Origin of the sequence: Sphingopyxis jiangsuensis (assembly GCF_016734905.1) — a bacterium.
GTDB classification, from domain to species: domain Bacteria; phylum Pseudomonadota; class Alphaproteobacteria; order Sphingomonadales; family Sphingomonadaceae; genus Sphingopyxis; species Sphingopyxis jiangsuensis.
The window spans coordinates 851,324-876,992 of record NZ_JAERPO010000002.1; the positions used below are offsets into that span (position 1 = coordinate 851,324).

General features: G+C 67.2%; 25 protein-coding genes and 1 pseudogene. 17 read left to right on the forward strand and 9 right to left on the reverse strand.

Going from position 1 to position 25,669, the window contains the following annotated elements:
* Window positions 1–64 precede the first annotated feature (64 nt).
* The 4 genes from yidD (at window position 65) to JI743_RS10785 (ending at window position 3,507) form a co-directional block, all read left to right on the forward strand.
* Window positions 65–277 (forward strand): membrane protein insertion efficiency factor YidD, encoded by a 213-nt coding sequence (yidD, locus tag JI743_RS10770; protein WP_201928306.1) that lies wholly within the window; start codon window positions 65–67, stop codon window positions 275–277.
* A 42-nt stretch (window positions 278–319) separates the two neighbouring features.
* Window positions 320–2,077 carry a membrane protein insertase YidC gene (yidC, locus tag JI743_RS10775; protein ID WP_201928307.1) on the forward strand — a complete coding sequence of 586 codons (1,758 nt, stop codon included), beginning with the start codon at window positions 320–322 and terminating at the stop codon, window positions 2,075–2,077.
* Window positions 2,074–2,721 carry a ribosome biogenesis GTP-binding protein YihA/YsxC gene (gene yihA / locus JI743_RS10780; protein WP_227340151.1) on the forward strand — a complete coding sequence of 216 codons (648 nt, stop codon included), beginning with the start codon at window positions 2,074–2,076 and terminating at the stop codon, window positions 2,719–2,721. The genes yidC and yihA overlap by 4 nt, the downstream gene beginning before the upstream one ends.
* 114 nt (window positions 2,722–2,835) lie before the next feature.
* The gene (locus tag JI743_RS10785) at window positions 2,836–3,507 is read left to right on the forward strand and encodes a glutathione S-transferase family protein (protein WP_201928308.1); all 672 of its coding nucleotides are present in this window, start codon (window positions 2,836–2,838) and stop codon (window positions 3,505–3,507) included.
* Window positions 3,508–3,579: 72 nt separating this feature from the next.
* On the opposite strand, the gene JI743_RS10790 is transcribed toward JI743_RS10785, so the two are convergent.
* Window positions 3,580–4,050 carry a cupin domain-containing protein gene (locus JI743_RS10790; protein ID WP_201928309.1) on the reverse strand — a complete coding sequence of 157 codons (471 nt, stop codon included), beginning with the start codon at window positions 4,048–4,050 and terminating at the stop codon, window positions 3,580–3,582.
* A 104-nt stretch (window positions 4,051–4,154) separates the two neighbouring features.
* Here JI743_RS10790 and dapE point away from each other — a divergent pair, with 104 nt between their 5' ends.
* Window positions 4,155–5,291, forward strand: a complete 1,137-nt coding sequence (gene dapE, locus JI743_RS10795) for a succinyl-diaminopimelate desuccinylase (protein ID WP_201928310.1) — start codon at window positions 4,155–4,157, stop codon at window positions 5,289–5,291.
* Between the two features lie 199 nt (window positions 5,292–5,490).
* On the opposite strand, the gene JI743_RS10800 is transcribed toward dapE, so the two are convergent.
* From JI743_RS10800 to JI743_RS10810, 3 genes are read right to left on the reverse strand one after another with little or no spacing between them, the layout of a single operon-like run.
* Entirely contained in the window at window positions 5,491–6,060 is a 570-nt protein-coding gene (locus JI743_RS10800; protein ID WP_201928311.1) for a Smr/MutS family protein, read from the reverse strand.
* 10 nt (window positions 6,061–6,070) lie between these two features.
* Complete coding sequence (gene mltA / locus JI743_RS10805) at window positions 6,071–7,408, reverse strand: murein transglycosylase A (RefSeq protein ID WP_201928312.1); 1,338 nt, start codon at window positions 7,406–7,408, stop codon at window positions 6,071–6,073.
* A gap of 5 nt (window positions 7,409–7,413) precedes the next feature.
* Window positions 7,414–8,082 carry a Tim44/TimA family putative adaptor protein gene (locus JI743_RS10810; protein ID WP_227340147.1) on the reverse strand — a complete coding sequence of 223 codons (669 nt, stop codon included), beginning with the start codon at window positions 8,080–8,082 and terminating at the stop codon, window positions 7,414–7,416.
* Between the two features lie 248 nt (window positions 8,083–8,330).
* Between JI743_RS10810 and secB the strand changes: the two genes are divergently transcribed.
* The 4 genes from secB to JI743_RS10830 all read left to right on the forward strand — a co-directional run bounded on the left by secB (window position 8,331) and on the right by JI743_RS10830 (window position 12,293).
* Window positions 8,331–8,846 carry a protein-export chaperone SecB gene (secB, locus tag JI743_RS10815; RefSeq protein ID WP_201928314.1) on the forward strand — a complete coding sequence of 172 codons (516 nt, stop codon included), beginning with the start codon at window positions 8,331–8,333 and terminating at the stop codon, window positions 8,844–8,846.
* A 27-nt stretch (window positions 8,847–8,873) separates the two neighbouring features.
* Complete coding sequence (murJ, locus tag JI743_RS10820) at window positions 8,874–10,451, forward strand: murein biosynthesis integral membrane protein MurJ (protein WP_201928315.1); 1,578 nt, start codon at window positions 8,874–8,876, stop codon at window positions 10,449–10,451.
* Window positions 10,452–10,473: 22 nt separating this feature from the next.
* Window positions 10,474–11,472 carry a tryptophan--tRNA ligase gene (gene trpS, locus JI743_RS10825; RefSeq protein ID WP_201928316.1) on the forward strand — a complete coding sequence of 333 codons (999 nt, stop codon included), beginning with the start codon at window positions 10,474–10,476 and terminating at the stop codon, window positions 11,470–11,472.
* Between the two features lie 134 nt (window positions 11,473–11,606).
* Window positions 11,607–12,293, forward strand: a complete 687-nt coding sequence (locus JI743_RS10830; RefSeq protein WP_390881111.1) for a DUF4136 domain-containing protein — start codon at window positions 11,607–11,609, stop codon at window positions 12,291–12,293.
* Window positions 12,294–12,634: 341 nt separating this feature from the next.
* On the opposite strand, the gene dnaA is transcribed toward JI743_RS10830, so the two are convergent.
* The 3 genes from dnaA to mutM form a co-directional block, all read right to left on the reverse strand.
* The gene (gene dnaA / locus JI743_RS10835; protein WP_201928318.1) at window positions 12,635–13,990 is read right to left on the reverse strand and encodes a chromosomal replication initiator protein DnaA; all 1,356 of its coding nucleotides are present in this window, start codon (window positions 13,988–13,990) and stop codon (window positions 12,635–12,637) included.
* A gap of 488 nt (window positions 13,991–14,478) precedes the next feature.
* Complete coding sequence (gene rpsT, locus JI743_RS10840; RefSeq protein ID WP_201928319.1) at window positions 14,479–14,742, reverse strand: 30S ribosomal protein S20; 264 nt, start codon at window positions 14,740–14,742, stop codon at window positions 14,479–14,481.
* Window positions 14,743–15,137: 395 nt separating this feature from the next.
* Window positions 15,138–15,950, reverse strand: a complete 813-nt coding sequence (gene mutM, locus JI743_RS10845) for a bifunctional DNA-formamidopyrimidine glycosylase/DNA-(apurinic or apyrimidinic site) lyase (protein ID WP_201928751.1) — start codon at window positions 15,948–15,950, stop codon at window positions 15,138–15,140.
* Window positions 15,951–16,041: 91 nt separating this feature from the next.
* On the opposite strand from mutM, the gene JI743_RS10850 reads away from it, so the two are divergent.
* From JI743_RS10850 to JI743_RS10885, 8 genes and pseudogenes are all read left to right on the forward strand, one after another.
* Window positions 16,042–16,779 (forward strand): class I SAM-dependent methyltransferase, encoded by a 738-nt coding sequence (locus JI743_RS10850; RefSeq protein WP_201928320.1) that lies wholly within the window; start codon window positions 16,042–16,044, stop codon window positions 16,777–16,779.
* A 37-nt stretch (window positions 16,780–16,816) separates the two neighbouring features.
* On the forward strand, window positions 16,817–18,361 hold the full coding sequence (gene ubiB / locus JI743_RS10855; RefSeq protein ID WP_201928321.1) for a 2-polyprenylphenol 6-hydroxylase: 1,545 nt from the start codon (window positions 16,817–16,819) through the stop codon (window positions 18,359–18,361).
* Between the two features lie 101 nt (window positions 18,362–18,462).
* On the forward strand, window positions 18,463–19,590 hold the full coding sequence (locus tag JI743_RS10860) for a glycosyltransferase (RefSeq protein ID WP_201928322.1): 1,128 nt from the start codon (window positions 18,463–18,465) through the stop codon (window positions 19,588–19,590).
* Window positions 19,578–20,699, forward strand: a complete 1,122-nt coding sequence (locus tag JI743_RS10865) for a hypothetical protein (RefSeq protein ID WP_201928323.1) — start codon at window positions 19,578–19,580, stop codon at window positions 20,697–20,699. Before JI743_RS10860 ends, JI743_RS10865 begins: the two co-directional genes overlap by 13 nt.
* Window positions 20,700–20,767: 68 nt before the next feature.
* Window positions 20,768–22,024 (forward strand): bifunctional phosphopantothenoylcysteine decarboxylase/phosphopantothenate--cysteine ligase CoaBC, encoded by a 1,257-nt coding sequence (gene coaBC / locus JI743_RS10870; protein WP_201928324.1) that lies wholly within the window; start codon window positions 20,768–20,770, stop codon window positions 22,022–22,024.
* Window positions 21,987–22,448, forward strand: a pseudogene (gene dut, locus JI743_RS10875) (dUTP diphosphatase); the annotation flags it as partial. The gene coaBC and the pseudogene dut, both read left to right, overlap by 38 nt.
* Window positions 22,449–22,549: 101 nt before the next feature.
* Window positions 22,550–23,299 carry a HesA/MoeB/ThiF family protein gene (locus tag JI743_RS10880; protein WP_201928326.1) on the forward strand — a complete coding sequence of 250 codons (750 nt, stop codon included), beginning with the start codon at window positions 22,550–22,552 and terminating at the stop codon, window positions 23,297–23,299.
* Window positions 23,287–23,652: a DsrE family protein gene (locus tag JI743_RS10885; protein WP_201928327.1), complete on the forward strand. Its 366-nt coding sequence runs from the start codon at window positions 23,287–23,289 to the stop codon at window positions 23,650–23,652. The genes JI743_RS10880 and JI743_RS10885 overlap by 13 nt, the downstream gene beginning before the upstream one ends.
* 148 nt (window positions 23,653–23,800) lie before the next feature.
* On the opposite strand, the gene JI743_RS10890 is transcribed toward JI743_RS10885, so the two are convergent.
* Window positions 23,801–24,523: a class I SAM-dependent methyltransferase gene (locus tag JI743_RS10890; protein WP_201928328.1), complete on the reverse strand. Its 723-nt coding sequence runs from the start codon at window positions 24,521–24,523 to the stop codon at window positions 23,801–23,803.
* Window positions 24,523–25,650 carry a peptide chain release factor 2 gene (gene prfB / locus JI743_RS10895; protein ID WP_201928329.1) on the reverse strand — a complete coding sequence of 376 codons (1,128 nt, stop codon included), beginning with the start codon at window positions 25,648–25,650 and terminating at the stop codon, window positions 24,523–24,525. Before prfB ends, JI743_RS10890 begins: the two co-directional genes overlap by 1 nt.
* Window positions 25,651–25,669 lie beyond the last annotated feature (19 nt).

Below are 25,669 nucleotides of genomic sequence, written 5' to 3' on the forward strand. Positions count from 1 at the left end.
AAGCCCGGGGTGACGATATTGGGGACATCTCGTGTGAAGTTCGGCGGATTTCCGGGGTTTTCCCATGATCGCCCGCCTCCTCATCCTGATCGCGCGCGCGTGGCAATTGGGGCCGTCGCGCATCCTGCCGCCGACGTGCCGCTATGCGCCCTCGTGCAGCGAATATGCGATCATCGCGATCCAACGCCATGGCGCGATCAAGGGTGGCTGGATCGCGACAAAGCGGCTAATGCGCTGCCATCCTTGGGGCGGGCATGGCTATGACCCGGTGCCGTAGCGGCGCCTTTCCCGACATCGAAACGAAGAGAGACCGAGAAGCGTGGACGACAAGCGGAACCTGATCGCGGCAATTTTATTGTCGGTGGCGATTCTGATCGGCTGGAATTTCGTGGCCGAGAAATTCTTCCCGACCCCCGAAAAGCCCGACGTGACGACGACGGTCGCCGGCGCCAACGGCGCCCCGGCCACCGCGCCCGCAGCGCAGGGCCAGCCGAGCGGACTGCCCGCACCCGGCGTGACCGCGGCGACCGGGGTCGCGCAGGCGATCCGCCCGGTCGAGGCGGTGCTGGCGGAAGGAAACCGCATCCCGATCGAGACGCCCAAGCTTGCAGGCTCGATCAACCTCGTCGGCGCGCGCGTCGACGACATCACGCTCACCAAATATCGCCAGTCGATCAAGAAGGACGCGCCGCCGGTGCGCCTGTTCGCGCCCGGCGGGACCAAGGCCGCTTATTTCGCGAGCCTCGGCTGGTCGGCGCAGGGGATCGAGGTTCCGGGACCGAACACGGTCTGGACCGCGAGCGGCGACAAGCTGACCCCCGCGACCCCGGTGACGCTGAGCTGGGCGAACGGCACGGGCCAGACGTTCCGCATCGAATACGCGATCGACGACAATTATCTGATCACCGCGAAGCAGACGATCGCCAATGGCGGTGACGCGCCGGTCAGCACGAGCAGCTTTGCGCTGATCGACCGCTTCGGCAAGCCGTCCGACCCGCACGAGGCCGACAGCTGGACGATCCACGTTGGCCCGACGGGCTATCTGAGCGGCAAGTCGGTGTTCGACATCGATTATGACGACGTCGAGGAGGCCGAGGGGCGCAGCGTCCGGTACAATTCGGCAGGCTGGCTGGGCTTTACCGACAAATATTGGCTCGCGGCGATCGTGCCGTCGAGCGGCGAGCGCGTCACCGCGGCGATCAGCTCGCCGGCGGCAAACAACTATCAGAGCCTGTTCGCGCGCGATTTCACCCAGATTGCGCCCGGCAAACAGGTGACGACCACCAGCCGCATCTTCGCCGGCGCCAAAGAATTCTACACGCTGCAGCGCTATCAGGACGACCTCGGCATCACGCGCCTGTCGAATGCGATCGACTGGGGCTGGTTCGAATTTTTCGAGGTGCCGATCTTCAAGCTGCTCGACTGGCTGTTCAAGCAGGTGAGCAATTTCGGCGTCGCGATCATGATCCTGACGCTGATCATCCGCCTGCTGATGTTCCCGATCGCGCAGAAGCAGTTCGCGTCGATGGCGCAGATGCGCGTCGTCCAGCCGAAGATGAAGGCGCTGCAGGAGCGGTACAAGGAAGACAAGCCGCGGATGCAGCAAGAGCTGATGAAGCTTTACAAGGACGAAAAGATCAACCCGCTCGCGGGCTGCCTGCCGATCCTGATCCAGATCCCGATCTTTTACGCGCTCTACAAGGTGCTGATGCTGACGATCGAAATGCGTCACCAGCCGTTCGCGCTGTGGATCAAGGATCTGTCGGCGCAGGACCCCGCGATGATCCTGAACCTGTTCGGCCTGTTGCCCTTCACCCCGCCGTCGCTGCTCAGCATCGGCCTGCTCGCGGTGATCCTGGGCGTGACGATGTGGCTGCAGTTCCGCCTGAACCCGCCGCCGACCGACCCGGTGCAGGAACAGGTGTTCAAACTGATGCCGTGGCTGTTCATGTTCATCATGGCGCCGTTCGCGGCGGGCCTGCTGCTCTACTGGATCACCAACAATATCCTCTCGATCGGCCAGCAGCAGTGGATGTACCGCAAATATCCAGCGCTGAAGGCCGCGGCGGCAAAGTGAGCGAGGACAATCTGGACCCGGCGCTGCCCGAACGCGCGCGCAAGCTGTTCGCGGGGCCGATCGCCTTTCTGAAATCGGCGCCCGCGCTCGAGCATCTGCCGAGCCCGGGCGTGCCCGAGATCGCCTTTGCCGGGCGGTCGAACGTCGGCAAGTCGTCGCTGCTCAACGCGCTGACGAACCGGGGCGGGCTTGCCCGCACCTCGGTCACGCCGGGGCGGACGCAGGAGCTCAACTATTTCGATGTCGGCAACCCGCTGGTGTTCCGGCTGGTCGACATGCCGGGCTATGGCTTTGCCAAGGCGCCGAAGGATGTCGTCAGGAAATGGCGCTTCCTGATCAACGATTATCTGCGCGGGCGCGCGGTGCTGAAGCGCACCCTGGTGCTGATCGACAGCCGCCACGGGATCAAGGACGTCGACCGCGAGGTGCTCGAGATGCTCGACACCGCCGCGGTGAGCTATCGCCTCGTGCTGACCAAGGCCGACAAGATCAAGGCCACCGACCTCGCCGCGGTCCACGCCGCGACCGAGGCCGAGGCGCGCAAACACCCCGCCGCGCACCCCGAGGTGATCGCGACGAGCAGCGAAAAGGGCATGGGGATTGCCGAGCTTCGCACCGCGGTGCTGGAGGCGGTGGAGAGTTGATCGCTCCCCTCCCGCTTGCGGGAGGGGTCGGGGGAGGGCATGTTGCCTTCCGACGGGCCGATGACAGGCCCTCCCCTAGCCCCTCCCGCAAGCGGGAGGGCAACTGGAGACACAATGAAACTCTTCATCGGCAACAAGGCCTATTCGAGCTGGAGCCTGCGCGGCTGGCTGGCGGTCAAGCATAGCGGGCTGCCGTTCGAGGAAGTCACCGTCCCGCTCTATGACGAGGACTGGTCGAACCGGCGCGAGGGCGACGAATTCGCGCCGTCGGGCGGCAAGGTTCCGATCCTGTGGGACGGCGACGATATCGTCGTGTGGGACAGCCTGGCGATCGTCGACTATCTCAACGAAAAGACCGGCGGGACGCGCGGCTATTGGCCCGAGGATATGGCGGCGCGCGCGATGGCGCGGTCGATGGCCGCCGAAATGCATTCGGGCTTTGCCGCGCTGCGCCGCGAGCACAGCATGAACATCCGCCGCATCTATCCGGCCGCCGACCTGTCGCCCGAGGTTTCGGCCGACGTCGCGCGCATCCTGAACATCTGGGCCGAGGCGCGCGCGCGCTTCGGCGGCGAGGGCGACTATCTGTTCGGCGACTGGTCGGCGGTCGACATGATGTTCGCGCCGGTGGTGACGCGGTTCGTCACCTACTCGATCCCGCTGCCGCGCTTTGCCCTGCCCTATTGCCAGGCGGTGATCAGCCACCCGTGCATGCAGGACTGGATCGGCGGCGCGCAGGCCGAGGACTGGGTGATCGAGCAGTTCGAAGGACCGGGCGGGGCGTAGGGGGCGCTCTTTTCTTACTTCGTCACCCCGGGCTTGACCCGGGGACCCGCTGCGGGCCGCGCCGCGCCCGACTCACGCCGTCCGCTTCGCCGGATAGGGCGTGCCGTCCTTTTTCGTGTAGCCGCCATCGGCGTTGAACAGCATGTCGATGTCCGAATAGCCGCCGCCGCTGTTATATTTTGCGCCGCCACCGAGCGCGACGAAGACGCAGTCGGCGTCCGATTCGTTGACCAGATGATGGCCGTTGGTGCTGCCCTTGGGCCAAACCGCAATGTCGCCCGCGCGCATCACCGTGCGCCCGTCGTCCTCGACGAGCACCGCCTCGCCCGATATCATCACCACCATTTCGTCCTCGCCATCGTGCCAGTGGCGCTGCGACGACCAGGCGCCGGGTTTGAGCACGACATGGCTCGCGGCGAAGTCGGAAAGGCCCGCAACGGGCGCGAGGCGGCGGTACCAGCGCCCCTGCACGGGTTCGTCGAACGGCGGCGGATAGCCGGTGGCGTTGGTCTGCGGAATCGAATCGAGGTCGAGCTTGGGCATGGGCGTTCCTCCCTTCCCTCTTTGCCGGCCGCATCGCGCGAAGTCGAGATGCCCCGCGCCAACGCATCTCGACTTCGCGCGATGCGAACGGGTATGGAGGCGCGATGACCCACGCTATCGACCCCGTGAACCTCGCCAGGGCGCTGATCGCCGCGCCGTCCATCACCCCGGCGACGGGCGCGGTGTTCGATGTGCTCGAAGAAGCGCTCGTCCCGCTCGGTTTCACCGTCGAGCGTTTCATCGACGGGATCGAGCCCGACGGGCCGGTCGAAAATCTGCTCGCGGTGCGCAAGGGCAAGGGGCCGCGCCATTTCGGCTTTGCCGGGCACCTCGACGTCGTGCCGCCGGGCGTCGGCTGGACCGGCGACGCCTTTGTCCCCGAAGTGCGCGGCGACCTGCTCTATGGGCGCGGCGCGGTCGACATGAAGGGCGCGATCGCCGCCTTTGTCGCCGCCGTCGCCGCGACGCCCACCGAATGCGGCACGGTCAGCCTGATCATCACCGGCGACGAGGAGGGCGCAGCGATTTTCGGCACGCGCGCGCTGATGGAGCATATGGACGCGCGCGGCATTCGCCCCGACATGATCGTCGTCGGCGAGCCGACATCGGTCAACCGGCTGGGCGACATGGTGAAGATCGGCCGCCGCGGTTCGGTCAACATCTGGATCGACGTGCCGGGGACGCAGGGGCATGTCGCCTATCCGCACCTTGCCGACAATCCGATCCCCAAGCTCGTCAAGATATTGGCCGCGATCGACGCGGTCAGCCTCGACGCCGGGACCGACTGGTTCCAGCCGTCGAACATCGAATTCACCGATATCGAGGTCGGCAACGGCGCAACCAACGTCATCCCCGCATCGGCGCGCGCGCGGCTGTCGATCCGCTTCAACGACCGCCACAGCGGCGCCGAGCTGGTCGCGATGGTCGAACGGCTTGCGCACGATGTCGAACCGCGCGCGAAGGTGATGGGCAAGATTTCGGGCGAAGCCTTCCTCACCCCGCCGGGCGAGCTGTCGAGCCTCGTCGCCGAGGCGATCCACGCCGAAACCGACGTCGTCGCCGAAATGTCGACGAGCGGCGGCACCTCCGACGCACGCTTCCTCCACGCGCTGTGCCCGGTGGTCGAATTCGGGCTGACCAATGCGACGATGCACAAGCTGGACGAGGCGGTTGCGGTCGAGGACCTGCACACGCTCACCGCCATCTATCGCGGGGTGCTGATGCGGGCGCTGGTGGACTGACTGAATCTCACGCGAAGGCGCAAAGGCGCGAAGATAGCGCTCTCTGGCGCGCGGTTGCCCGTCTCCGCAAGCGATCGGTAAAGAGCGCTTCGCGCAAAGTTGAAGTAATGGCGCGAGCGAAACCCGCCCTCTTTGTGTCTTTGTGTGAGACTCTTTTGCTATCTCTTCGCGCCTTTGCGCCTTTGCGTGAGCTAATCCGTCAATCGCGCGCGCGGCGGAGGATCAGATAGACCGCACCCGCGCCGCCGTGGCTGATATGCGCGGGGCGCAGCGCGACGATGCTGTCGGCGTGCGGCGAAACGGCGAGCCAGTCGGGCAGCGCGGCGCGGATCGCCCCGCGCGGGCGCGGCAGCCCGTGCATCTGCGGCAGCCGGTCGGCGCCGGGGCGCAGCCGTCCCGCAACGACGAGGAGCACGCGCGCGCCGCGCAGCAGCGCGATCCCGATCGTCTCGTCGAGCAGCGCCTGCGCCGAGGCGAGGCTGTGGCCGTGGAGGTCGATGCTCATGTCGGGACGGACGAGTCCCTTGCGCAACCGCCGGTCCCAATGGCTGTCGAGCGTCGCCGCCTGATGCGCGCGGCGCGGCGGCGGCAGCGGCGCGGGAGGGCGCGCGGCGGGCCGGGCGTGGCCCTTTGGCAAGGATGTGGGCGGACGCACCGTCGGCGGCGCGGCGGGTTCGAGCGGTGAAGGCTGCGGCTTCGCGAGCGGCTCGACCGTCGCGGCGACCTTTTTCCAGAGCGCCGCTTCGTCGGGGGCGAGGCGCCGCGGCACGGCGCGCGCCTCAGCGCGCCGCGGTGAGGCGCGCGACGCTCGCGCGCGGCAGCAGGATCAGCGCCGAACCGCGCGCCGCCATGCCCCCCGCGATCGCGCGCGCCTGGTCGCCCGCGCCCCAGAAGCTGTCGAAGCGGTTCGCGCCCTTGATCGCGCCGCCGGTGTCCTGCGCAATCCACAATCCGTTCGGTTCGGCGCGGTCGAGCGAGAGAAAGACGGGGGCGCCGAGCGGCACATATTTGGGATCGGCGGCGACGCTGGCGCGGCCCGTCACCGGAACGCCGAGCGCGCCAAGCGGGCCGGGTCCGGTGAGTTCGCGGAAAAAGACCCAACTGGGATTTTCGTTCATCACCGCCGCACCGCGCACGGGGTCGGCGCGCAGATAGTCGAGAATGCCCTGCATCGACGCCTGCCCGCGCTGAAGCTCGCCGCGGTCGAGCAGCAGCTTGCCGATACCGACATAATCGCGGCCGTTCTGCGTGTCGTAGCCGATACGCATGATCTGCCCGTCGGGAAGCCGCAGCCGTCCCGATCCCTGGATCTGCAGGAAGAAGAATTCGGCGGCGTCGGCGGCCCAGGCGATTTCGAGTCCGCGCCCCGCGAGCGCGCCGGCCTCGATCGCCGCACGGTCGTGATAGCGCGCGAATTTCTGTCCGTCGACGCGGCCACGGATACGGCGCCCCTTGAGGTCGTCGGCAAATTCGCCGAGGTCGATTTCGACCAGATCGGGCGGACGGCGATAGATGGGAACGTCGTAACCCGGCGCGCGCGTGCGCGATCCGGCGATTTCGGGCTCGTAATAGCCGGTGACGAAGGCGGTGCCCGCACCGACCTGCACCGTGCCGAAATAGCGGCTGAAGAAGTTCGACGCGTCGCGGTCGGGCCAGCCGGTCGCCGCGGCGCAGCTTTCGGTCCACTCGCCCGCCTGCGTCAGCCCACTGGCATCGGGGCGGCGCTGCACCGAGGGGCAGCTCAAACGGAAGGCCTTGAGCGCGGCGGTCGCCTGTTCGGCCGAGACGCCAAGCTCGTTATATTCGGGACCGGCGATCACGCCGCTTTGCGCCGCCGTCGCCGCGTCGGCGGGCGCGGGCGCCGCTGCGAGCGGCGGTTTCGGCGTCGCGGGGATGGGAGTTGCCGCAACGCTGCCGCTTTCGGACGGGCGCGGTTGATAGGGACGCGGCGCGGCCGTGGGCGCCGGTGTCGGCGCGGGCATCGCCCCCGGCCCGCCGGGGCGCGGCGCGGTTTCGGGGATCACCGACGCACAGCCCGCGAGCAGCGGGAGGGCCAGCAGGAAAGCGAGTCGCGTGCGGCGCGCGCGATGCGCTGCGCCTGTCGCCGTGCCGCGCATCGGCGTCAGGCGGATTCGGCTTCGTCGAGCAGCCAGTTGGGATCGCTGCTCCCGATCTGGCGGCGGAAGGTCCAAAGATCGTCGGTCGGCGCGGCGTCGCTCATCGATCCGCCGATAAGCTTGCCGTCGGCGTCGCGCGTCACCGCGCTGATATCGGCCTGGTAACGCACGGTGATGCGCGCTTCCTTGCGGCCGACGTCGACCGCGGTAATCTTTGCCGAATTGATGCCGACGAGCCGGTTTTCGAGCGTTTCGCCGCTTTTTTCGCGGGCATCGATCGCGGCGGCGAAGGCTTCGTAGCTGTCGTCGTCGCACAGGTCGCGCAGCGTTTCGCGGTCGCCCGCCCAAAAAGCCTCGAGGATCATGCGATAGGCCGCCTCGGCGCCCTCCATGAAGCGCCCGGCATCGAAATCGCGGTCGGTCGCGAGCAGTTCGCGCAGCCCGATTTCGGCCGCGGGCTCGTAAACGAGCCCCGACGCGTCGGGCGCGGGCGTTGCCGATGCTGCGAGCGTGTCGCCATCGTCGACGCGGCGCGGCGCGGGTGCGGCGCGCTCGTCGCGACGCGGCAGCACCGGCTCCTGCTCGTGCCCCGTGCGCTTGCCGAGCACAGAATAGAGCCGCATGCCGAGGAAGGCGGCAATCATGGCAAGCAGGACGATCGTAAAGGCTGTCACAGATTTTTGTCCAATTAGGGCGGTGGAGAATAGCATAATACATAGGCGATGCACCGCCATGTTTCAAATCTCCTTGGCGCGGGGCGTCCGGCCGGTCAACGATTCGCCGCCGCGGCCCCGGCACGCCCCGCCCCATTGTGCTTGGCGCCCGCCGCTGCTAAGCGCCGCGGCAACCGTCCACCGCGTCTCCCGCACGGGCGAGCGGCAGGGACTTTTCCCGTCATTCAAGCGAACGAAAGCATCACATCATGGCCGACGAGACCAGCGCCGACATCAATCCCGCCCCGCAGCCCAATGGCGAAGACAATGGCCCGGCCATCGGCCTGATCTCGCAATATGTGAAGGATCTGTCGTTCGAGAACCCGAACGCCCCGGCCGTCTATCAGTGGCAGTCGGCACCGCAGATCGACGTCCAGTTCAACATCGGCGCCGACGGCGTCGGCGAAAATCTGTTCGAGGTCACGCTGAAAATCGACGTCACGTCGAAGTTCGACGAAGGCACCGCCTTTGTCATCGAGCTGCAATATGCTGGCCTTTTCGGCGTCCGCAACGTCCCCGACGACCAGCTTCAGCCCTTCTTCCTCGCCGAAGCGCCGCGCATCCTCTTCCCCTTCGCGCGCCGCGTCGTCGCCGACGCCGTGCGCGACGGCGGTTTCCCGCCGCTGCTGCTCGAACCGATCGATTTCCACGGCCTGTTCATGCAGCAGTTGCAGGAACGCAATGCGGCGGAAGGCGAAATGCCGGCCCCGGTTGGCGAAGCCTAGGCCCGTCACGAAGGGCAGGCTCGCGACATGAGCAGCCTGATCAAAAGCGTCGGTACGATCGGCGGGCTCACGATGGTGAGCCGCCTGTTCGGGTTCGTGCGCGACATGCTGCTGTCGCGCATCCTTGGCGCCGGCGGCGTCGCCGATGCCTGGCAGCTCGCTTTCCAGCTTCCCAATATCTTCCGGCGCCTGTTCGCCGAAGGCGCCTTTGCCGCCGCCTTCGTCCCGCTGTTCAACCAGCGCATGACGAAGGAGGGCGACGCGAGCGAGGCGCGGCGCTTCGCCGAATCGGTGCTCGCGGTGCTGATCCCGATCCTGATCGTCTTTTCGGCGCTGCTGCTTGTCGTCATGCCGTGGGTGATGGGGCTGTTCGCGAGCGACCGGCTGGAGGGCGACCCGCCGATGTTCGGCCATGCCGTGCTGATGGCGCGCATCGCCTTTCCCTATCTTGCCTTCATGAGCGTCGCGACCTTGTTCGCCGCGATCCTCAACAGCCTGTCGCGCTTCGCCGCCGCCGCCGCGGCGCCGATCATGCTCAACATCTGCCTGATCGCCGCGCTGCTGCTCGGCATGGTGCAGGGCGACGGCAGCGAGGCGGCGCGCACCGCGACGGGACTGTACCTCGCCATCGCGGTCACGCTGTCAGGGCTGTTCCAGCTTGGCTGGCTGTTCTTCTGGGTGCGCCGCGCGGGCTTTGCCCCGGCGCTGCGCCGTCCGCGGATGACCGCGGGGGTGCGCGAGATGGGGGTGCTGATCCTTCCCGCCGTGTTCGGCGCGGGAATCTATCAGATCAGCCGCTTCATCGACCTGTTCTTCATCGCGACGCTGCCCGACAAGAGCATCACCTATCTCGCGATGGCCGACCGGCTCAACCAGCTTCCGCTTGGCATTATCGGCATCGCGCTCGGCACCGCGATCCTCCCCGCACTCTCGCGCTTCATCGCGGCGAGCGACGATGACGGTGCGGCGCGCCTGCAGAGCAATGCGGTCGAGCTTGCGATGCTGCTCACCGTACCGGCCGCCGTCGCGCTGTTCGTCGCGGGACCGGCGATCACCAGCGCCTTTTACGTCGGCGGCAATTACAGCGTCGCCGACGGGCTGGCGACCGGCGCGGTCGTCGGCGGGCTCGTCGTCGGCCTGCCCGCCTATGTGCTGGTCAAGGTGCTCGTCCCCAATTTCTTCGCGCGCAAGGACACGCGCACGCCGGTGTGGACCGCGGGGGCGTCGCTGTTGCTCAACATCGCGCTCAACCTGCTGCTCATCCCGCGCTTCGGGATCGTCGGGCTCGCGCTCGCGGGATCAATCGCGGCGTGGAGCAATGTCGCGATGCTCTATACGATCCTGCACCGCAGCGGACGCTATCGCCTGTCGCCGCGCGTCGCGGGACGGATCGTGCGGATCGTCGTCGCCGCCGCCGCCATGGCGATTGCCCTCCACTATCTGATCCCGCTCGCGGGCGATGCCTTCGTCGGCGGCGTGTTCGAACGAATCGCCGCGCTATCGGCGCTGGTGGCGGCGGGCGCGACGATATTCTTCGGTTGCGCCTTCCTTCTTGGCGTGGTCAATCGCGAAACCGTCGGCCAGCTGCGCCGGCGCCAACTCTGACAACTCTGACGGGAAAGATCATATGCGGACGCTATCGGGCATCCAGCCCACCGGAAATTTGCACCTCGGCAATTATCTGGGCGCGATCCGCAACTGGGTGCGGATGCAGGACGAGATGCCCGGCGAGAAGCTCTATTTCCTGGCCGACCTGCACGCGATCACCGTCCACAACGACCCCGCCGAACTGACCGCGAACACGCGCGAAATGGCGGCGGCGCTGATGGCGGCGGGGATCGACCCGGCAAAGGCGATCCTGTTCAACCAGGCGCGCGTTCCCGCGCACGCCGAGCTGGCGTGGCTGCTTTTCTGCACCGCGCGCATCGGCTGGCTCAACCGCATGACGCAGTTCAAGGAAAAGTCGGGCAAGAACCGCGAGGGCGCGAGCGTCGGGCTCTATGCCTATCCGGTGCTGCAGGCCGCCGACGTGCTCATCTATCAGACGACGCACGTGCCGGTCGGCGGCGACCAGAAACAGCATCTCGAACTCGCGCGCGACATCGCGACCAAGTTCAACCTCGACACCGGGACCGAGACCTTCACCCTTCCCGAACCGACGATCCCGCCGACCGCGGCGCGGATCATGAGCCTGCGCGACGGCAGCGCGAAAATGTCGAAATCGGACCCGAGCGACATGAGCCGGATCAACCTGGTCGACGATGCCGACACGATCATGGCGAAAATCCGCAAGGCGAAGACCGACCCCGAACCGCTGCCGTCGGAGGCTCCGGGGCTCGACGGGCGGCCCGAGGCGAAGAATCTGGTGTCGATCTATGCCGCGATGGCCGACGAGAGCGTCGACGCCGTGCTCGCGCGCTTTGCGGGGCAGGGGTTCGGTGCGTTCAAGCCCGCGCTTGGCGAGCTGCTCGTCGAAACGCTGCGCCCGATCGCGACGCGGCTGACCGAACTCAAGGCCGATCCGGCGGCAATCGACGCCGCGCTCGAGGCAGGGGCGGCGCGTGCATCGGCGCTCGCGCGGCCGACGCTCGACGCGGCTTATGCCGCGCTCGGGCTCTGCCGCTGAGCCGCCGCGGCGCCACTGCGAACTTGTCGCGAACAAAAGTGCGACGAAGCGGGTTCAACCAAGGTTAAGTCGCTGTGGTATAGTCATGCTATAGAAAGCGCCCATATGGTGCACCCGAATCACGGAGCATGACGATGAGCAACAAGATTTCCCGGCGACTGGGCCTCTCCGCCATAGCGGCGGCAGCCCTCGCGCTCGCGGGCTGCGCGACGCCCTTCAAGGCCGATGTCGCGCGCTTCCAGTCGCAGCTTCCCGCACCGCAGGGCCAGACCTTCGCGGTCGAGGCGAGCAACCCCGCGCTCGAAGGCGGGATTGAGTTTGGGCGGTATGCCAATATTGTCGCCAGCGAACTGACGCAATTCGGCTATCGCCCCGTCGCGCCCGGCGAAAGCCCCGACCTGCTCGTCCGCATGGACTATGGCGTCGACAAGGGCCGCGAGAAGGTCGTGTCGAGCCCCGGCTTCGGCGATCCCTGGTATCGCGGCTGGGGGCCGGGCTATTATCGCCCCGTCGTCGTGCGCGGTCCGGGCGGACGCCGCTATGTCTATGGCTATCGCGACCCCTTTCTGTGGGGCGGGTTCGGTCCGGGCTGGGGCTATAACGACGTCAGCAGCTACACCGTCTATACGAGCGGACTGAAGCTGCAGATCGACCGCACCGCCGACGGTGCGCGGCTGTTCGAAGGACAGGCCGAGGCGCAGTCGCGCGACAACAACCTCCAGACGCTGGTGCCGAACCTCGTCGAAGCGATGTTCACGGGCTTCCCCGGCAATTCGGGCGAGCGCGTGCGGATCACCGTCGCACCGCCCGAAAAGGGCTAGGGTCAGGACCCATTAATTACGCGTTCGAGGTTTGAAGCGATTTTGTTCAGTGCGAGGAGGCAAGACGCCGGAATATGTCGATATTTCTAGGCTTGCCGACGAAGCAATGGACAAAATCGGTCAAATCCCGGAGGGACGCCGAAATGGCTTCGATCTCGCGCCCGCGCGGCCTTGCGGGTAGCGATGCTACCCGCTGCACCCGCCCGGACCCGATATCTTCGCCATTTCGACGCCTCGAACGCGCAATTAATGGGTCCTGACCCTAGGCACGAGGTTTCGTCACCAACAAAAAGGCCCGGTCTCCGCAAGGACACCGGGCCTTTTCGCTGTGGTGCGACCCATCAACTGTTGAGGCTGCGCCGGATGGCGGCGATCTCGGCATCGAGTTCGCTGTCGGCGACGCGCAGCGCCTCGACCGTCCGCACGGCATGGATCACCGTCGAATGGTCGCGCCCGCCAAAACGGCGTCCGATCTCGGGATAGGAGCGCGGCGTCAGCTCCTTCGCCAGATACATGGCGACCTGCCGCGGGCGGGCGATCGCGCGGACGCGGCGCTTCGACGACATTTCGGACTTGTCGAGCCGGTAGTGCGCGCACACCGCGCGCTGGATCTCGTCGATCGTGATGCGCGGGCGCGCGCTGCGGACATTTTCGGCGAGCCGGTCTTCGGCAAGCGTCAGGTCGATCGGCGTTCCGGTGAGCGCGGCATAGGCGAGCAGCTTGTTGAGCGCGCCTTCGAGTTCGCGGATATTGCGCGTGAAATGCTTGACCAGCCACGCGACGACCGCGTCGGGCACCTCGATCATCGGCATCGCGGCGAGCCGCTGGCGGATGATGCGTTCGCGCAGGCCGTCTTCGGGCGCCTCGATATCGGCGACGAGCCCGCCCGACAACCGCGACAACAGCCGTGCCTCGACCCCGTCGAGCATCGCGGGCGGGCGGTCGGCGGTGACGACGAGGCGCTTGCCCGAGCACATCAGGTCGTCGATCGTGTGGAGCAATTCCTCCTGCGTCGAATTCTTGCCGATCACGAACTGCAGATCGTCGAGCAGCAGCAGGTCGGCGGCGCGCAGCCGCGCCTTGAACGCCATCATGTCGCCGCCGCGCATCGCGCTGACGAATTCGAGCATGAATTTTTCGGCCGACATCAGGATGATCGCCGCGCCCGGATAGGTCGCGGCATAATCCTGCGCGATCGCCTGCAACAGGTGCGTCTTGCCCTGCCCGGTGCCCGAACAGAGGTAAAGCGGGTTGAACTGCGGCGCCTCGGCCATCGCCATCCGCCGCGCGGCATTGGCGGCAAGGATATTGCTGCGCGCGACGACGAAGCGTTCGAAGGTCAGCCGGCGATCGAAGCCCGCGAGCACGACGGGTGCGGTCGGCGCGTCGGCGATGACCGGAAGCTCCGGCGTCGTCAGCGCCGCGGCGCGTTCGGCGGCCGCCGCGCCGCCGCGCACCGTAACGCTGCGCACGGCGGGAAGATGGTGCCGCCACGCCAGCGCGAGGCGCTCGCCGAATCGCTCGTTGATCCAGTTGGCCGAAAAGCGGCTGGCGGTCTCGAGCGTCACCACGCCCGACAGGGTGCAGAAGTCGGCAAAGCGGACGGGCTTCAGCCAATGGTCGAAGGTGCGCGCGCCAAGGTCACGGCGCAGTCCTTCGGCAACGCGGGGCCAGAGTGTCACGGCATCGCTGCTCACATCCACATCCCGCGCGTCAAAGTCATGCCGATCCCCGTCCCTCTTCACGCGATGCCGCCCCCTCTCGTCCCCCGTCCCGGACGCCTCGCGCGGCCGCTGCACGCCGAATCCCCGCTTCGGCAGGGCGCAAGCGTCCTGTCCCGGGCAAAGCGCCCGAAAAAGCGTGAAACATGTCGATGTGGCGGCCGCCAGCGAAGGCCGACGACACCCTTGTCTAGTCAGACCGGGCCGAGTCGATCAAGACCGGTTGATGTAAAAATATTGAAATAAAAATCTTGACTCGTCGCGGCCCGCAGAAACCCGCGCCACTGCACTTTAGTTGTTGTTTTTAAACATTTTTATTGTGACATTAATGTTGCCAGAAAACGAATCGCGAGAAATCCGCGACTTACCGCGTTGCAATGTAATTGCCATCGCAGAGTCACAAAAAAGAACCCGCCGGCTCGAAGCGCGGCGGGTTCTTTTGTGCCCTTTCGGGACGGAGCGATTTAGGCGATCGCGTTCACGCTTTTCGTCAGGCGCGAGTATTTGCGCGCGACGGTGTTCTTGTGAAGCACGCCCTTCGCGACGCCGCGCGCCATTTCGGGCTGTGCGGCCTTGAGCGCTGCAGCGGCAGCGTCCTTGTCGCCCGCGGCGACCGCGGCTTCGACCTTCTTGACCAGCGTGCGGATGCGCGAGACGCGATTCTTGTTCACGACGGTGCGCGCCGTGTTGCGGCGGATGCGCTTCTTTGCCTGCGGCGTATTGGCCATAAGTTCCTCAAATATCCAATCGGTTCAACGGTCGGAGCACAGCCGAAAGCGGAGCAGCCGAATCGCGCGCGGGCGGCGAATCAATGTCCGGATACGGCCGGTTCCGGAAGACCGGACCCTGCTCGAAGGGTGGGCCCATAGCCAGCATGCAGGTGAAGGTCAATGGTTTTCGGCCGATCCATGCGGGAAATGCAGGCTTTGCGGGGCGGGCCTCGAAGAACAGCATAGGGTTCCCCTCCCGCAGGCGGGAGGGGACGGGGGTGGGCCAGCAGCGGTGCTATTGCCCACCCCGCTGCGACTAACGAACGAGGTTCGCAAGTCTCGCTGCCCCTCCCGCCTGCGGGAGGGGAGAAAACGCCGCCTTCCGATTTCCAGCTTTGGTTTCCCCGCCACCCTCAGCGCTGGCATTTGGGGCAATGAAAGGTCGAGCGCCCCGACTGCACGGTCCGCCGGATCGTCCCGCCGCATTGGCACGCCGCGCCTTCGCGGCCATAGACGCGCCAATCCTTCGCGAAATAGCCGAGGTCGCCCTCGGGACCGAGGAAGTCGCGCAGCGTCGACCCGCCCGCGGCAATCGCCGCCACCAGCACCTCCTTGATCGCGGGAACGAGCGCGGCAATCTTTGCCTTCGGGACGTCGGCGGCGGCGCGCAGCGGCGAGATGCGCGCCATGTTGAGCGCCTCGCACACATAGATATTGCCGAGCCCCGCGACGACCGTCTGGTCGAGCAGCAACGCCTTCACCGGCGCCTTTCGCCCCGCAAGCGCGCGCGCGAGACAGCCGGCGTCGAATGCGTCCGACAGCGGCTCGGGGCCGAGCGTCACGAAAGCCGGAAAGGCCGTCAGCGGGTCGCCGCTGACGAGGTCGACCGACCCGAAGCGCCGGGGATCGTGGAGGAAAAGCCGGTGTCCGGCCGCGGTTTCGAGCAGCAGATGGTCGTGCTTGCCCGCCTCGCCGCCCTCGGTGCGCCAGCGCCCCGACATGCCGAGATGGAAGATCAGATGGTCGTCGCGATCGGTCGACACGATGCCATATTTGGCGCGCCGCGACAGCTGCGTGACCGCCGCGCCGGTCAGCCGCTGCGCCAGATCGACGGGAAAGGGCCGCCGCAGGTCGGGGCGAAAGGTCGTCACCGTCACCAGCCGCTGCCCCTCCAGAAAGGGAGCGAGACCGCGCACGGTGGTTTCGACTTCGGGAAGCTCGGGCATTTGCGCGGCGGTAACTGGCATTTGCCTGCGCCACAAGCCTTGGCTAAAGGCGCATATCCACTTCCGCACATCGTCCCGAAGGCGCCCCTCGATGCCCACCCCCGATACCGTCAGTTTCGGCTATGACCAGGTCCCCGCAGGCCGCAAGACCGCGATGGTCGGCGAGGTGTTCAGCCGCGTCGCGCGCAAGTATGACATCATGAACGACGCGATGTCGGGCGGGATGCACCGGCTGTGGAAGGACCGCTTCGTCCGGCGCGTCAAGCCGCGTGAGGGCGAGGCGATCCTCGACATGGCGGGCGGCACCGGCGACATCGCCTTTCGCATGGAGCCTTCGGGCGCAAGCATCACCGTCGCCGACATCAACCCCGACATGCTCGCCGTCGGCATGGACCGCGCGGCGCAGCGCGGCATCGACAGCCTCGTCTGGAGCGAGCAGAATGCCGAGCGGCTGAGCTTTCCCGACCGCTTTTTCGACGCCTATACGATCGCCTTCGGCATCCGAAACGTCACCGACATCCCCGCCGCGCTGGCCGAGGCGCACCGCGTGCTCCGCTTTGGCGGCCGCTTTTTCTGCCTCGAGTTTTCGACCAACGAATGGCCCGGATTTGCGCAGGTTTATGACGCCTATTCGCATCATGTCGTCCCCAGGCTCGGCAAGCTCATTGCACAGGACGAGGACAGCTATCGCTATCTGATCGAATCGATCCGCCGCTTTCCGCCGATGCCCCAGTTCGCGCAGATGATCCGCGACGCGGGCTTTACCGCGGTGAAGGCCGAACCGATCATGGGCGGGCTGGTCGCGATCCACAGCGGGTGGAAGGCGTGAACGACCTGACACACCTGAAGGGGAGGGGCTTTCAGATATGACCCGCCCCGTCACCCATATTTTCCGGCTGCTGAAATGGGGCCGCATCCTCGCGCGCCACGGCGCGCTGCGCGGGATCGAGAGCGCGCCGGCGACGCCGATGGGGGTCAAGCGGCTGTGCCGCCTCGCGCGGTTCGGCACGATCCAGCCCAAATATCCGGACTATGCCGCCGCCTTTCAGGCGATCGGCCCCGCCGCGGTGAAGCTTGGCCAGACGCTCGCGACGCGGCCCGACCTTGTCGGCGAAGAGGCGGTGCGCAACCTGCTCACCTTGCAGGACGCGCTGCCCCCCGTCGCCTTCGAGCGTATCCGCGCCGAGATCGAGCAGACGTTCGAGGCGCCGCTCGAACACCTCTATGCCGAATTCGACCCCGAGCCGGTCGGGTCGGCGTCGATCGCGCAGGTTCACCGCGCGGTGACGACCGACGGGCGCAAGGTCGCGGTCAAGGTGCGCCGTCCCGGCATCGACAAGCAGTTCGCGCGCGACATCGAAACCTATGAATGGGCGGCCGCGCATCTCGAGGCGTTTGGCGGCGAAGCGGCGCGGCTGCGCCCGCGGCAGGTGATCGCCAACTTCCGGCGCTGGACGCTGCGCGAGCTTGATCTTCGGCGCGAGGCGGCGTCGGCGTCGGAGCTTGCCGACGCGATGGCGGCCGAGCCGACCTATGAAGTCCCCGCGATCGACTGGGACCGCACCGCAAGCCGCGTGATGACGCAAAGCTGGATCGACGGGGTCAAGATTTCGCACCGCGACAAGCTGGTCGCGGCGGGGCACGACATGGAGGCGCTTGCCTCGAACCTCGTCCACGCCTTTTTGCGCCAGGCGATCGCCGAGGGCTTTTTCCACGCCGACATGCACCAGGGCAATCTGTTCGTGAAGGCCGACGGGACGATCGCCGCCGTCGATTTCGGCATCATGGGGCGGATCAACCGCAAGGCGCGCTTCTGGCTCGCCGAGATCCTCTATGGCCTGACCACGGGCAATTACCGCCGCGTCGCCGAAATCCATTTCGAGGCGCAATATGTGCCCGATTATCACAGCGTCGAGGAGTTCGCGACGGCGCTGCGCGCGGTCGGCGAGCCGATGCGCGGCAAGCCGGTGAGCGAGCTCAGCGTCGGCCAGATGCTCGACGGGCTGTTCGCGATCACGCGCGATTTCGACATGCAAACGCAGCCGCACCTGCTGCTGCTGCAAAAGACGATGGTGATGGTCGAGGGCGTCGCGACGATGCTCAACCCCCAGATCAACATGTGGGACGTGTCGGGCCCGTTCGTGAAGAACTGGATCCGCGACGAGCTTGGCCCCGAAGCCGCGCTCGCCGACGGCCTCCGCGAGCAGGCGGGGACGCTCGCGCTGATCCCCGACATCATCCGCCGCCTCGACGAGCAATTGCCGCGCAAGGGCGCCGCCCCGCCGAGCCCGCCGCTCCCCGAAATCCCGCTGATGTGGGAAAGCGGCGAGCGGCGCGGCTGGTGGAGCTATGCGCTGGCGGCGGTGGCGGGCGCCATTGCGGGCGCGGGATTGCTGCACTGGCTCGGTTGAAGCTGCGCTGCCGCGGCCATAGTTACCGAACATTTACCTTGTTTCTCTAGCCATTGCTCTCGACCGAACCGGACGCCTTTGTCCGGGCAGACCGAGGCAATATGCGCCACGACAACCTCGCCTCCCCCGCGATTCTCGATACGTCCAGCCTGCCGCTCGAAGTGGCGGTCGTGGTGCCGACGCTCAACGAGGCCGCGAATGTCGAGCGGTTGATCGAAAGACTGTCGCTCGTCCTCGCGGGGCGCGGCTGGGAAGTGATCTTCGTCGATGACGATTCGGCCGACGGCACGAGCGATCTCGTACGCCGCATCGGCCGCACGTCGCGGCACGTCCGCATCGTCCAGCGCGTCGGACGGCGCGGCCTGTCGTCGGCGGTGGTCGAAGGCATGCTCGCGACCGCAGCGCCGATCATCGCGGTGATGGACGGCGATCTGCAGCACAGCGAGGACGCGCTGCCCAATCTGATCGCAGCGATCGAGGGGGGCGACGCCGATATCGCCGTCGGCACGCGCTATATGGCGGGAGGCGGCATCGGCGACTGGGACGAAGGGCGGGCACGGATGAGCCGGTTCGCGACGCGCGCCGGGCAGCTCGCGCTCGGCACCCATGTCAGCGACCCGATGAGCGGCTTTTTCGCGATACGCCGCGAGGCGTTCGAGCGGGCATTGCCCCGGCTGTCCGCCATCGGGTTCAAGATCTTGCTCGACCTTCTGGCGTCGAGCCCCGAGCCGATGAAGGTGGCCGAAATCCCCTATCGGTTTCGCACGCGCGAGGCAGGCGAAAGCAAGCTCGGTGCGCGGGCGATCGCCGACTATGCCGAACTGATCGCCGACAAGACGATCGGACGTTTCGTGCCCGTCCGGCTGATCAAGTTCCTGATGGTCGGCGGACTCGGCGTCTTCGTCCACCTGGCGGTGCTGCGCAGCGTGCTCGGCGCGGGAAGCGGCTTCGTCGCCGCGCAGACTGCTGCTGTGATGACCGCCATCGCCTTCAACTTCTTCCTCAACAACAGCTTCACCTATGCCGACCGCAAGCTGAGAGGAGGCGCTATCGTCGCGGGTTTGGCGAGCTTCTATGCAATTTCCGCGATCGGTGCGCTCGCCAACATCGGCATCGGCACGTGGGTCGCCGGGCAGCAGGAGCGCTGGTGGGTCGCCGGCGTTGCGGGCGTCCTCGTCGGCGCGATCTGGAATTTCGCCATGTCGGCGGCGCTGACATGGCGCAAATAGACCTCCCCCTCGCCCCGGCAAAACAGTGGAACCGGCTGTCGACCGCACCGCGCCCGGTCGCCGCCCTGCTGCTCGCGATCCTCGCCGCACTGATGCTGCTGGGCGTCGCGGGCGGGCACAAGACGGTCAACCCCAATCTCGACGCGCCGCGAATCGCCCGGGCCGAAGGGATGATCGGCGACCACGCGCTTTATGTGAAAATCGTGCGGCGCATGGAAGCCGGCACCCCCTATTATGAGGCCGCCGCTGCGGAACATCGCGCCAACGGCTATCCGCTCCGTCCCTTTGCGGTGATGCGGCTGCCGACCCTCGCGACGATACTGGCGGCGATCGGCCTGCCCGCCGGCATCGCGCTCGCGAGCCTTCTCGCGCTCGCGACGCTCTGGGCATGGCGTCGCCGCCTGACGAGCGACCCCGCGCTTCCGCCATATGGCCGATTTGCCGTCCTGCTGATCGCCGTCAATCTGGGCCAGGTGATGTCGGGCCAATGGGTGCTGATGCACGAAGTGGTCGCCGGCGTGCTGGTCGCGCTCGCGCTCGCCATTCACCGGCCAGAGCGTCCATGGGGCGCGATGGCGATAGTCGCAGCCGCGCTCGCGATTCGGGAAACGATACTGCCTGTCGCGGCTCTGTTCGGCCTGTTTGCGCTGATCGATCGCAACTGGCGCGCCGCGCTGGGCTGGAGTGCAATCGGCGTCGCATTTTTCGCCGGGCTGGCGCTCCACGCAAGCGCCGTTGCCGAAGTCGCGCGGGCATCGGACAGCGCCGGGGGTGGATGGCTCGCGCTCGGCGGTTGGAACAATTATCTGTCCTTTGTTCACAAGACTTCGATCCTGCGATTCATCGCGCCCTATTGGCTGACGGCGCTGCTTGTCCCGCTCGCGCTTCTCGGCTGGCTCGCGTGGCGCGGCCGCCTCGGCACCTTCGGCCTGTTGTTCCATCTTGGCTATGCGACGGCCTTCATGGTCTTTGCCCGCGTCGACAATGATTATTGGGGGATGCTGGTCGTTCCGACGCTGTTTGCGGGGCTGGTCTTTGCGCCAACGGCCGTTGTCGCCCTGTGGCGCGCGCTGGCGCCGCCCCGGCTGGTCGCGCGGACCGCCGCCTGACCGAAACGCCACCTCGCTTGAACTGGGGGGCGCGGACGCATAACTAGGGCGAAAGGAGACCCCGACCGATGCCCGCCCCGCGTATATTGCTGATCATCGGTGGCGGCATCGCGGCCTATAAGAGCATCGAGCTTGTCCGCTTGCTTCGCAAATCGGGGCACGTCGTGCGCTGCGTGCTCACGCGCGCGGGCGAGCAGTTCGTGACGCCGCTGACGCTCGCTGCGCTCAGCGAGAACAAGGTCTATACCAGCCTCTTCGACCTGAAGGACGAGGTCGAGATGGGGCATATCCAGCTCAGCCGCGAGGCCGACCTGGTCGTCGTTGCGCCCGCGACCGCCGATCTGATGGCCAAGATGGCGGCGGGAATCGCCGACGATCTTGCAACGACGCTGCTCCTCGCGACCGACAAGCCGGTGCTGGCCGCGCCCGCGATGAACGTCCGCATGTGGCTGCACCCCGCGACGCAGCGCAACATCGCCACCTTGCGAGGCGACGGCGTCAGCGTGATGGAGCCCGACGAGGGCGAGATGGCGTGCGGCGAATATGGCCCCGGCCGCCTGCCCGAGCCCGAGGCGATCTTTGCCGCGATCAAGGCGGCGCTCGCCAGCGCGCCCTCGCCGCTCACCGGCCAGCCCGATTTCGCGCCCGCGAACCACCGCCCGCTCCACGGCCGCCGCATCCTCGTCACCGCGGGGCCGACGCACGAGCCGATCGACCCGGTGCGCTACATCGCCAACCGGTCGAGCGGCAAGCAGGGCTTTGCCATCGCCGCCGCCGCCGCCGAAGCGGGCGCCGAAGTGCTGCTGATCGCCGGCCCCGTTGCGCTGCCGACCCCCGCGGGCGTGATCCGCGTCGATGTCGAGACCGCGGTCGAAATGGAAAGGGAGGTCGCCGCGGGGCTGCCGGTCGATGCCGCAATCATGGTCGCCGCGGTCGCCGACTGGCGCGCCGCCGACACGCGCGCGCAAAAGATCAAGAAGGACGGCAGCGGCGAGGTTCCCCCGCTCGCGCTTGCCGAGAACCCCGACATATTGGCGAACGTCGCGAAAAGCGACCGCCGCCCGCCGCTGCTGATCGGCTTTGCCGCCGAGACCAACGATGTCGTCGCGCACGCCGAGGCCAAGCTTGCGCGCAAGGGATGCGACTGGATTGTCGCCAACGACGTCGCCGCCGACCCGATGGGGGGCGAGACGAACCGCGTACATATTGTTAGCAACGCGGGCGTAGAAAGCTGGGATCGGCTGCCCAAGCCGGCCGTCGCCCGCAAATTGATGGAAAAGATCGCCGATGCCCTCGAAACCCGCGCACCCATTGAAGCCGATTGAAATCGCCATCCAGCGCCTGCCCAACGGCGGCGGCCTGCCCCTGCCCGCTTATGCAAGCGATGGCGCGGCGGGGATGGACGTCGTCGCCGCCGAGACGCTGACGCTGCGCCCCGGCGCGCGTCACGCAGTCGCGACCGGCTTTGCGATGGCGATTCCGCCGGGTTATGAGGTGCAGGTGCGCCCGCGATCGGGGCTCGCGCTCAAGCATGGCATCACCTGCCTCAACACGCCGGGGACGATCGACAGCGACTATCGCGGCGAGGTGAAGGTGATCCTCGCCAACCTGTCCGACGACAATTTCGAGATCAAGCGCGGCGACCGGATCGCGCAGATCGTTCCCGCCCCGGTCCAGCGCGCCAGCTTCGCCGAAGTAGAGAGTCTTGACGAGACCGTGCGCGGTGCGGGCGGCTTCGGATCGACCGGTGTTGCGAGCGGCAGCGCCGAGGAAGAGGCAGAGGACGATAATATCCCCGACAATGTCGGCTCGCTGTCGGCGATCAAGACGCGCCGCCAGAACGACTGACCTTGCTCTCCGACGCCGAACTCGACCGCTATGCCCGCCAGATCATCCTGCCGCAGTTCGGCGGAGCGGGGCAGGCGAAGCTGAAAGCGGCGCACGTCGCCGTCATCGGCGCGGGCGGGATCGGCTGTCCGGCGATCACCTATCTCGCCGCTGCGGGGGTCGGCAGGCTGACGATCATCGACAATGACGTGGTCGAACTGTCCAACCTGCAGCGCCAGCCGCTGTTCACCGACGCCGATATCGGCCAATCGAAGGCAATCGTTGCCGCCGACGCGGCCCGGCGGATCAACCCGCATGTCGAGGCCGTTTCGATGGCCGAGCGGCTGGGCCCCGACAATGCCGCGACCTTGCTCGCCGGGGCGAGCCTGATCCTCGACGGCTGCGACAATTTCGCGACCCGGCTTGCGGTCAACCGTACCGCCGTCGCGCAGCGGATTCCGCTGCTCTCGGCGGCGATCGGGGCGTTCGAGGGGCAGGTTGCGCTCTACGAAGGCTGGCGCGGCGACAGCCCCTGCTACGCCTGTCTCGTCGGCGACGACCCCGACCGCCCCGGCATCAATTGCGCCGAGGCGGGGGTGATGGGCGCGCTCGCCGGGATGGTGGGGACGATGGCGGCGCTCGAAGCGGTGCGCGCGCTGACCGGCTGGGGCCGCGCGCTCACCGGCCGTCTGGCGATTGTCGACATGCTCGAACGGCGCTGGCGCGAAATTGCCGTCGCGAAAGACCCCGGGTGCCCCGCATGCAACGGCTGACGATCATCGTCGCAAGCGCCGACAGCGCACGGCTCTATGCCGCGCTTGAGGCTGCGATGGCGTGGGCGGCGCTCGGGCGGCGGGCGCGGATTTTCGCGCAGGGCGAGGCGGTGGCGCTGCTGCGCGCGCCGCTGGCGTTCGACGGCGACGCCGCACGCCGCGCCGCGGGGCAGCTCGACCTTGCCGCGATGCTCGACGAAGCCGCCGCGATGGAGGTCGAACTCGTCGTCTGCCAGTCGGGGATGGCGCTCGCGGGACTGACGGCGCCCGACCTTCCGCCGCAGGTGAAGGCGGGCGGGCTGGTGAGCCTGTTTGCGGGTATCACGCCGGACGAACGGCTGATCGTCTATTGAAAGTCGCTCCTCTCCGTGCCGAAGGCAGGGGGAGGCGGCAGCGCGCAGCGCTGACGGAGGGGCTTAATGGCGCCGCGTCGCGGCCCCTCCACTACCGCTTCGCGCGCGGTCCCCCTCCCATCGCTTCGCGACAGCGAGGATCAATCGTTCAGGGGTTCTTGCACACCTTGATGTCGTCCGGTTCGGGCCTTTGGCCATCGGGGACGAAGCGCGCGAGATAGCCGCCCGCATGCTGCTTGTCGTCATAGGAGACGAGCTTGTAGCCCACCGCCTCGAACTCGCAGACGAGCAGGCGGAAGGGGGTGCCGTGCTCGGCGATCGGACGGTCGCCGTCGACGACGATCACCTGCCCGCCGGCGCGCAGCGCGGGACGCAGCCGCCAGAGGAAGGCATAGGGTTCCTCGATCTCGTGGTACATATGGACCATGAACACGCGGTCGAAGCTGTTCGACGGCAGCCGCGGATCGTCGACCGCGCCAAGCTTGAGCGACACATTGTCGAGCCGTTCGCGCGTCACGCGGTCGGCGAGGCGGTCGATGACCTCGGGGATGATGTCCTGCGCGAGCACGCGTCCGCTGGCGCCGACGCGCGGCGCGAGGCGCACGGTATAATAGCCGTCGCCCGCGCCGATGTCCGCGACGGTCATGCCGGGGCGGACATCGGCCGAGTCCATCACATCCTCGGCCTCGTTGACGCGGTCGCGCGCCTCCTCGGTCGACCATTTGGTCGAGGTGATCGGCGCAACGGGCCGGTCGGCGGGCGGGAATTCGCGCGCGGTGTCGATACGGTCGCCGCCATCCTCCCACAGGCTATCGCACCCGCCGAGCAGCGGCAGCGCGACGAGCGCGGCGATCAGGACCGCGCGGCGCATCAGTCGATGTCCTCCACCTCGACCTTCTCGCCCGTCACCTTCTGCGACAGCGCCGCCGCCATGAACGGGTCGAGCGCGCCATCGAGCACGTCGCCGGGTGCGGTCGATGTGACGCCGGTGCGCAAATCCTTCACCAGCTGATAGGGCTGGAGGACGTACGAGCGGATCTGGTGGCCCCAGCCGATCTCGGTCTTCGCCTGATATTCGCCCGATGCCTCGGCCTCGCGCTTTTGCAGCTCGGCTTCGTAGAGCCGCGCCTTGAGCATCCCCATCGCGGTCGCGCGGTTCTTGTGCTGCGAGCGGTCGTTCTGGCTCGCGACGACGATGCCCGTCGGGACGTGCGTGATGCGGACGGCCGAGTCGGTCGTATTGACGTGCTGCCCGCCCGCGCCCGAGGCGCGATAGGTATCGATCTTGAGGTCGCTTTCGTTGACCTCGATATTGATGTCGTCGTCGATGACCGGATAGACCCAGACGCTCGAAAAGCTCGTGTGGCGCCGCGCCGAACTGTCATAGGGCGAGATGCGGACGAGCCGGTGGACGCCGCTTTCGGTCTTGGCATAGCCATAGGCGTTTTCGCCCTTCACGAGCATCGTCGCCGATTTGATGCCCGCCTGTTCGCCCGCCTGATATTCGACGAGTTCGACCTTCATCCCGCGCTTTTCGGCCCAGCGCATATACATGCGCTGGAGCATCTCGGCCCAGTCCTGGCTTTCGGTGCCGCCCGCGCCCGCGTGAACCTCGACATAGCAGTCGTTGCCGTCGGCCTCGCCCGCGAGCAGCGCCTTGACCTTGTCCTCCTCGGCGCGCGCCGCGAGCGCGGCAAGGCTTGCCACCGCATCGTCGACGAGCGCCTCGTCGCCCTCCATCTCGGCCAGCTCGATGAGCTCGGCGGTGTCGGCCGCTTCCTGTTCGATCGCGCGGGTCGCGGTGATCGCCTCGTCGAGGCGGCGGCGTTCGCGCATCACCTCCTGCGCTGCCTTGGGATTGTCCCACAGCGTCGGGTCCTCGACCTTGGCGTTGAGCTCGTCGAGCCGTCGCACCGCGCGATCCCAATCGAGGAATCGCCGCAGCAGCGCGAGCGCCGCGCCAATCTTGTCCAAATGATCCTGCGCTTCGGCGCGCATGTCTGATGCTCCTGAAAAA

Excerpts from the sequence above, each read along its gene's own strand:
- yidD (WP_201928306.1), top strand. The coding sequence starts at position 65 with ATGATCGCCCGCCTCCTCATCCTGATCGCGCGCGCGTGGCAATTGGGG.
- JI743_RS10785 (WP_201928308.1), top strand. The coding sequence starts at position 2,836 with ATGAAACTCTTCATCGGCAACAAGGCCTATTCGAGCTGGAGCCTGCGC.
- JI743_RS10790 (WP_201928309.1), bottom strand. The coding sequence starts at position 4,050 with ATGCCCAAGCTCGACCTCGATTCGATTCCGCAGACCAACGCCACCGGC.
- dapE (WP_201928310.1), top strand. The coding sequence starts at position 4,155 with ATGACCCACGCTATCGACCCCGTGAACCTCGCCAGGGCGCTGATCGCC.
- mltA (WP_201928312.1), bottom strand. The coding sequence starts at position 7,408 with ATGCGCGGCACGGCGACAGGCGCAGCGCATCGCGCGCGCCGCACGCGA.
- secB (WP_201928314.1), top strand. The coding sequence starts at position 8,331 with ATGGCCGACGAGACCAGCGCCGACATCAATCCCGCCCCGCAGCCCAAT.
- murJ (WP_201928315.1), top strand. The coding sequence starts at position 8,874 with ATGAGCAGCCTGATCAAAAGCGTCGGTACGATCGGCGGGCTCACGATG.
- trpS (WP_201928316.1), top strand. The coding sequence starts at position 10,474 with ATGCGGACGCTATCGGGCATCCAGCCCACCGGAAATTTGCACCTCGGC.
- JI743_RS10830 (WP_390881111.1), top strand. The coding sequence starts at position 11,607 with ATGAGCAACAAGATTTCCCGGCGACTGGGCCTCTCCGCCATAGCGGCG.
- rpsT (WP_201928319.1), bottom strand. The coding sequence starts at position 14,742 with ATGGCCAATACGCCGCAGGCAAAGAAGCGCATCCGCCGCAACACGGCG.
- mutM (WP_201928751.1), bottom strand. The coding sequence starts at position 15,950 with ATGCCCGAGCTTCCCGAAGTCGAAACCACCGTGCGCGGTCTCGCTCCC.
- JI743_RS10850 (WP_201928320.1), top strand. The coding sequence starts at position 16,042 with ATGCCCACCCCCGATACCGTCAGTTTCGGCTATGACCAGGTCCCCGCA.
- ubiB (WP_201928321.1), top strand. The coding sequence starts at position 16,817 with ATGACCCGCCCCGTCACCCATATTTTCCGGCTGCTGAAATGGGGCCGC.
- JI743_RS10860 (WP_201928322.1), top strand. The coding sequence starts at position 18,463 with ATGCGCCACGACAACCTCGCCTCCCCCGCGATTCTCGATACGTCCAGC.
- JI743_RS10865 (WP_201928323.1), top strand. The coding sequence starts at position 19,578 with ATGGCGCAAATAGACCTCCCCCTCGCCCCGGCAAAACAGTGGAACCGG.
- coaBC (WP_201928324.1), top strand. The coding sequence starts at position 20,768 with ATGCCCGCCCCGCGTATATTGCTGATCATCGGTGGCGGCATCGCGGCC.
- JI743_RS10885 (WP_201928327.1), top strand. The coding sequence starts at position 23,287 with ATGCAACGGCTGACGATCATCGTCGCAAGCGCCGACAGCGCACGGCTC.
- JI743_RS10890 (WP_201928328.1), bottom strand. The coding sequence starts at position 24,523 with ATGCGCCGCGCGGTCCTGATCGCCGCGCTCGTCGCGCTGCCGCTGCTC.
- prfB (WP_201928329.1), bottom strand. The coding sequence starts at position 25,650 with ATGCGCGCCGAAGCGCAGGATCATTTGGACAAGATTGGCGCGGCGCTC.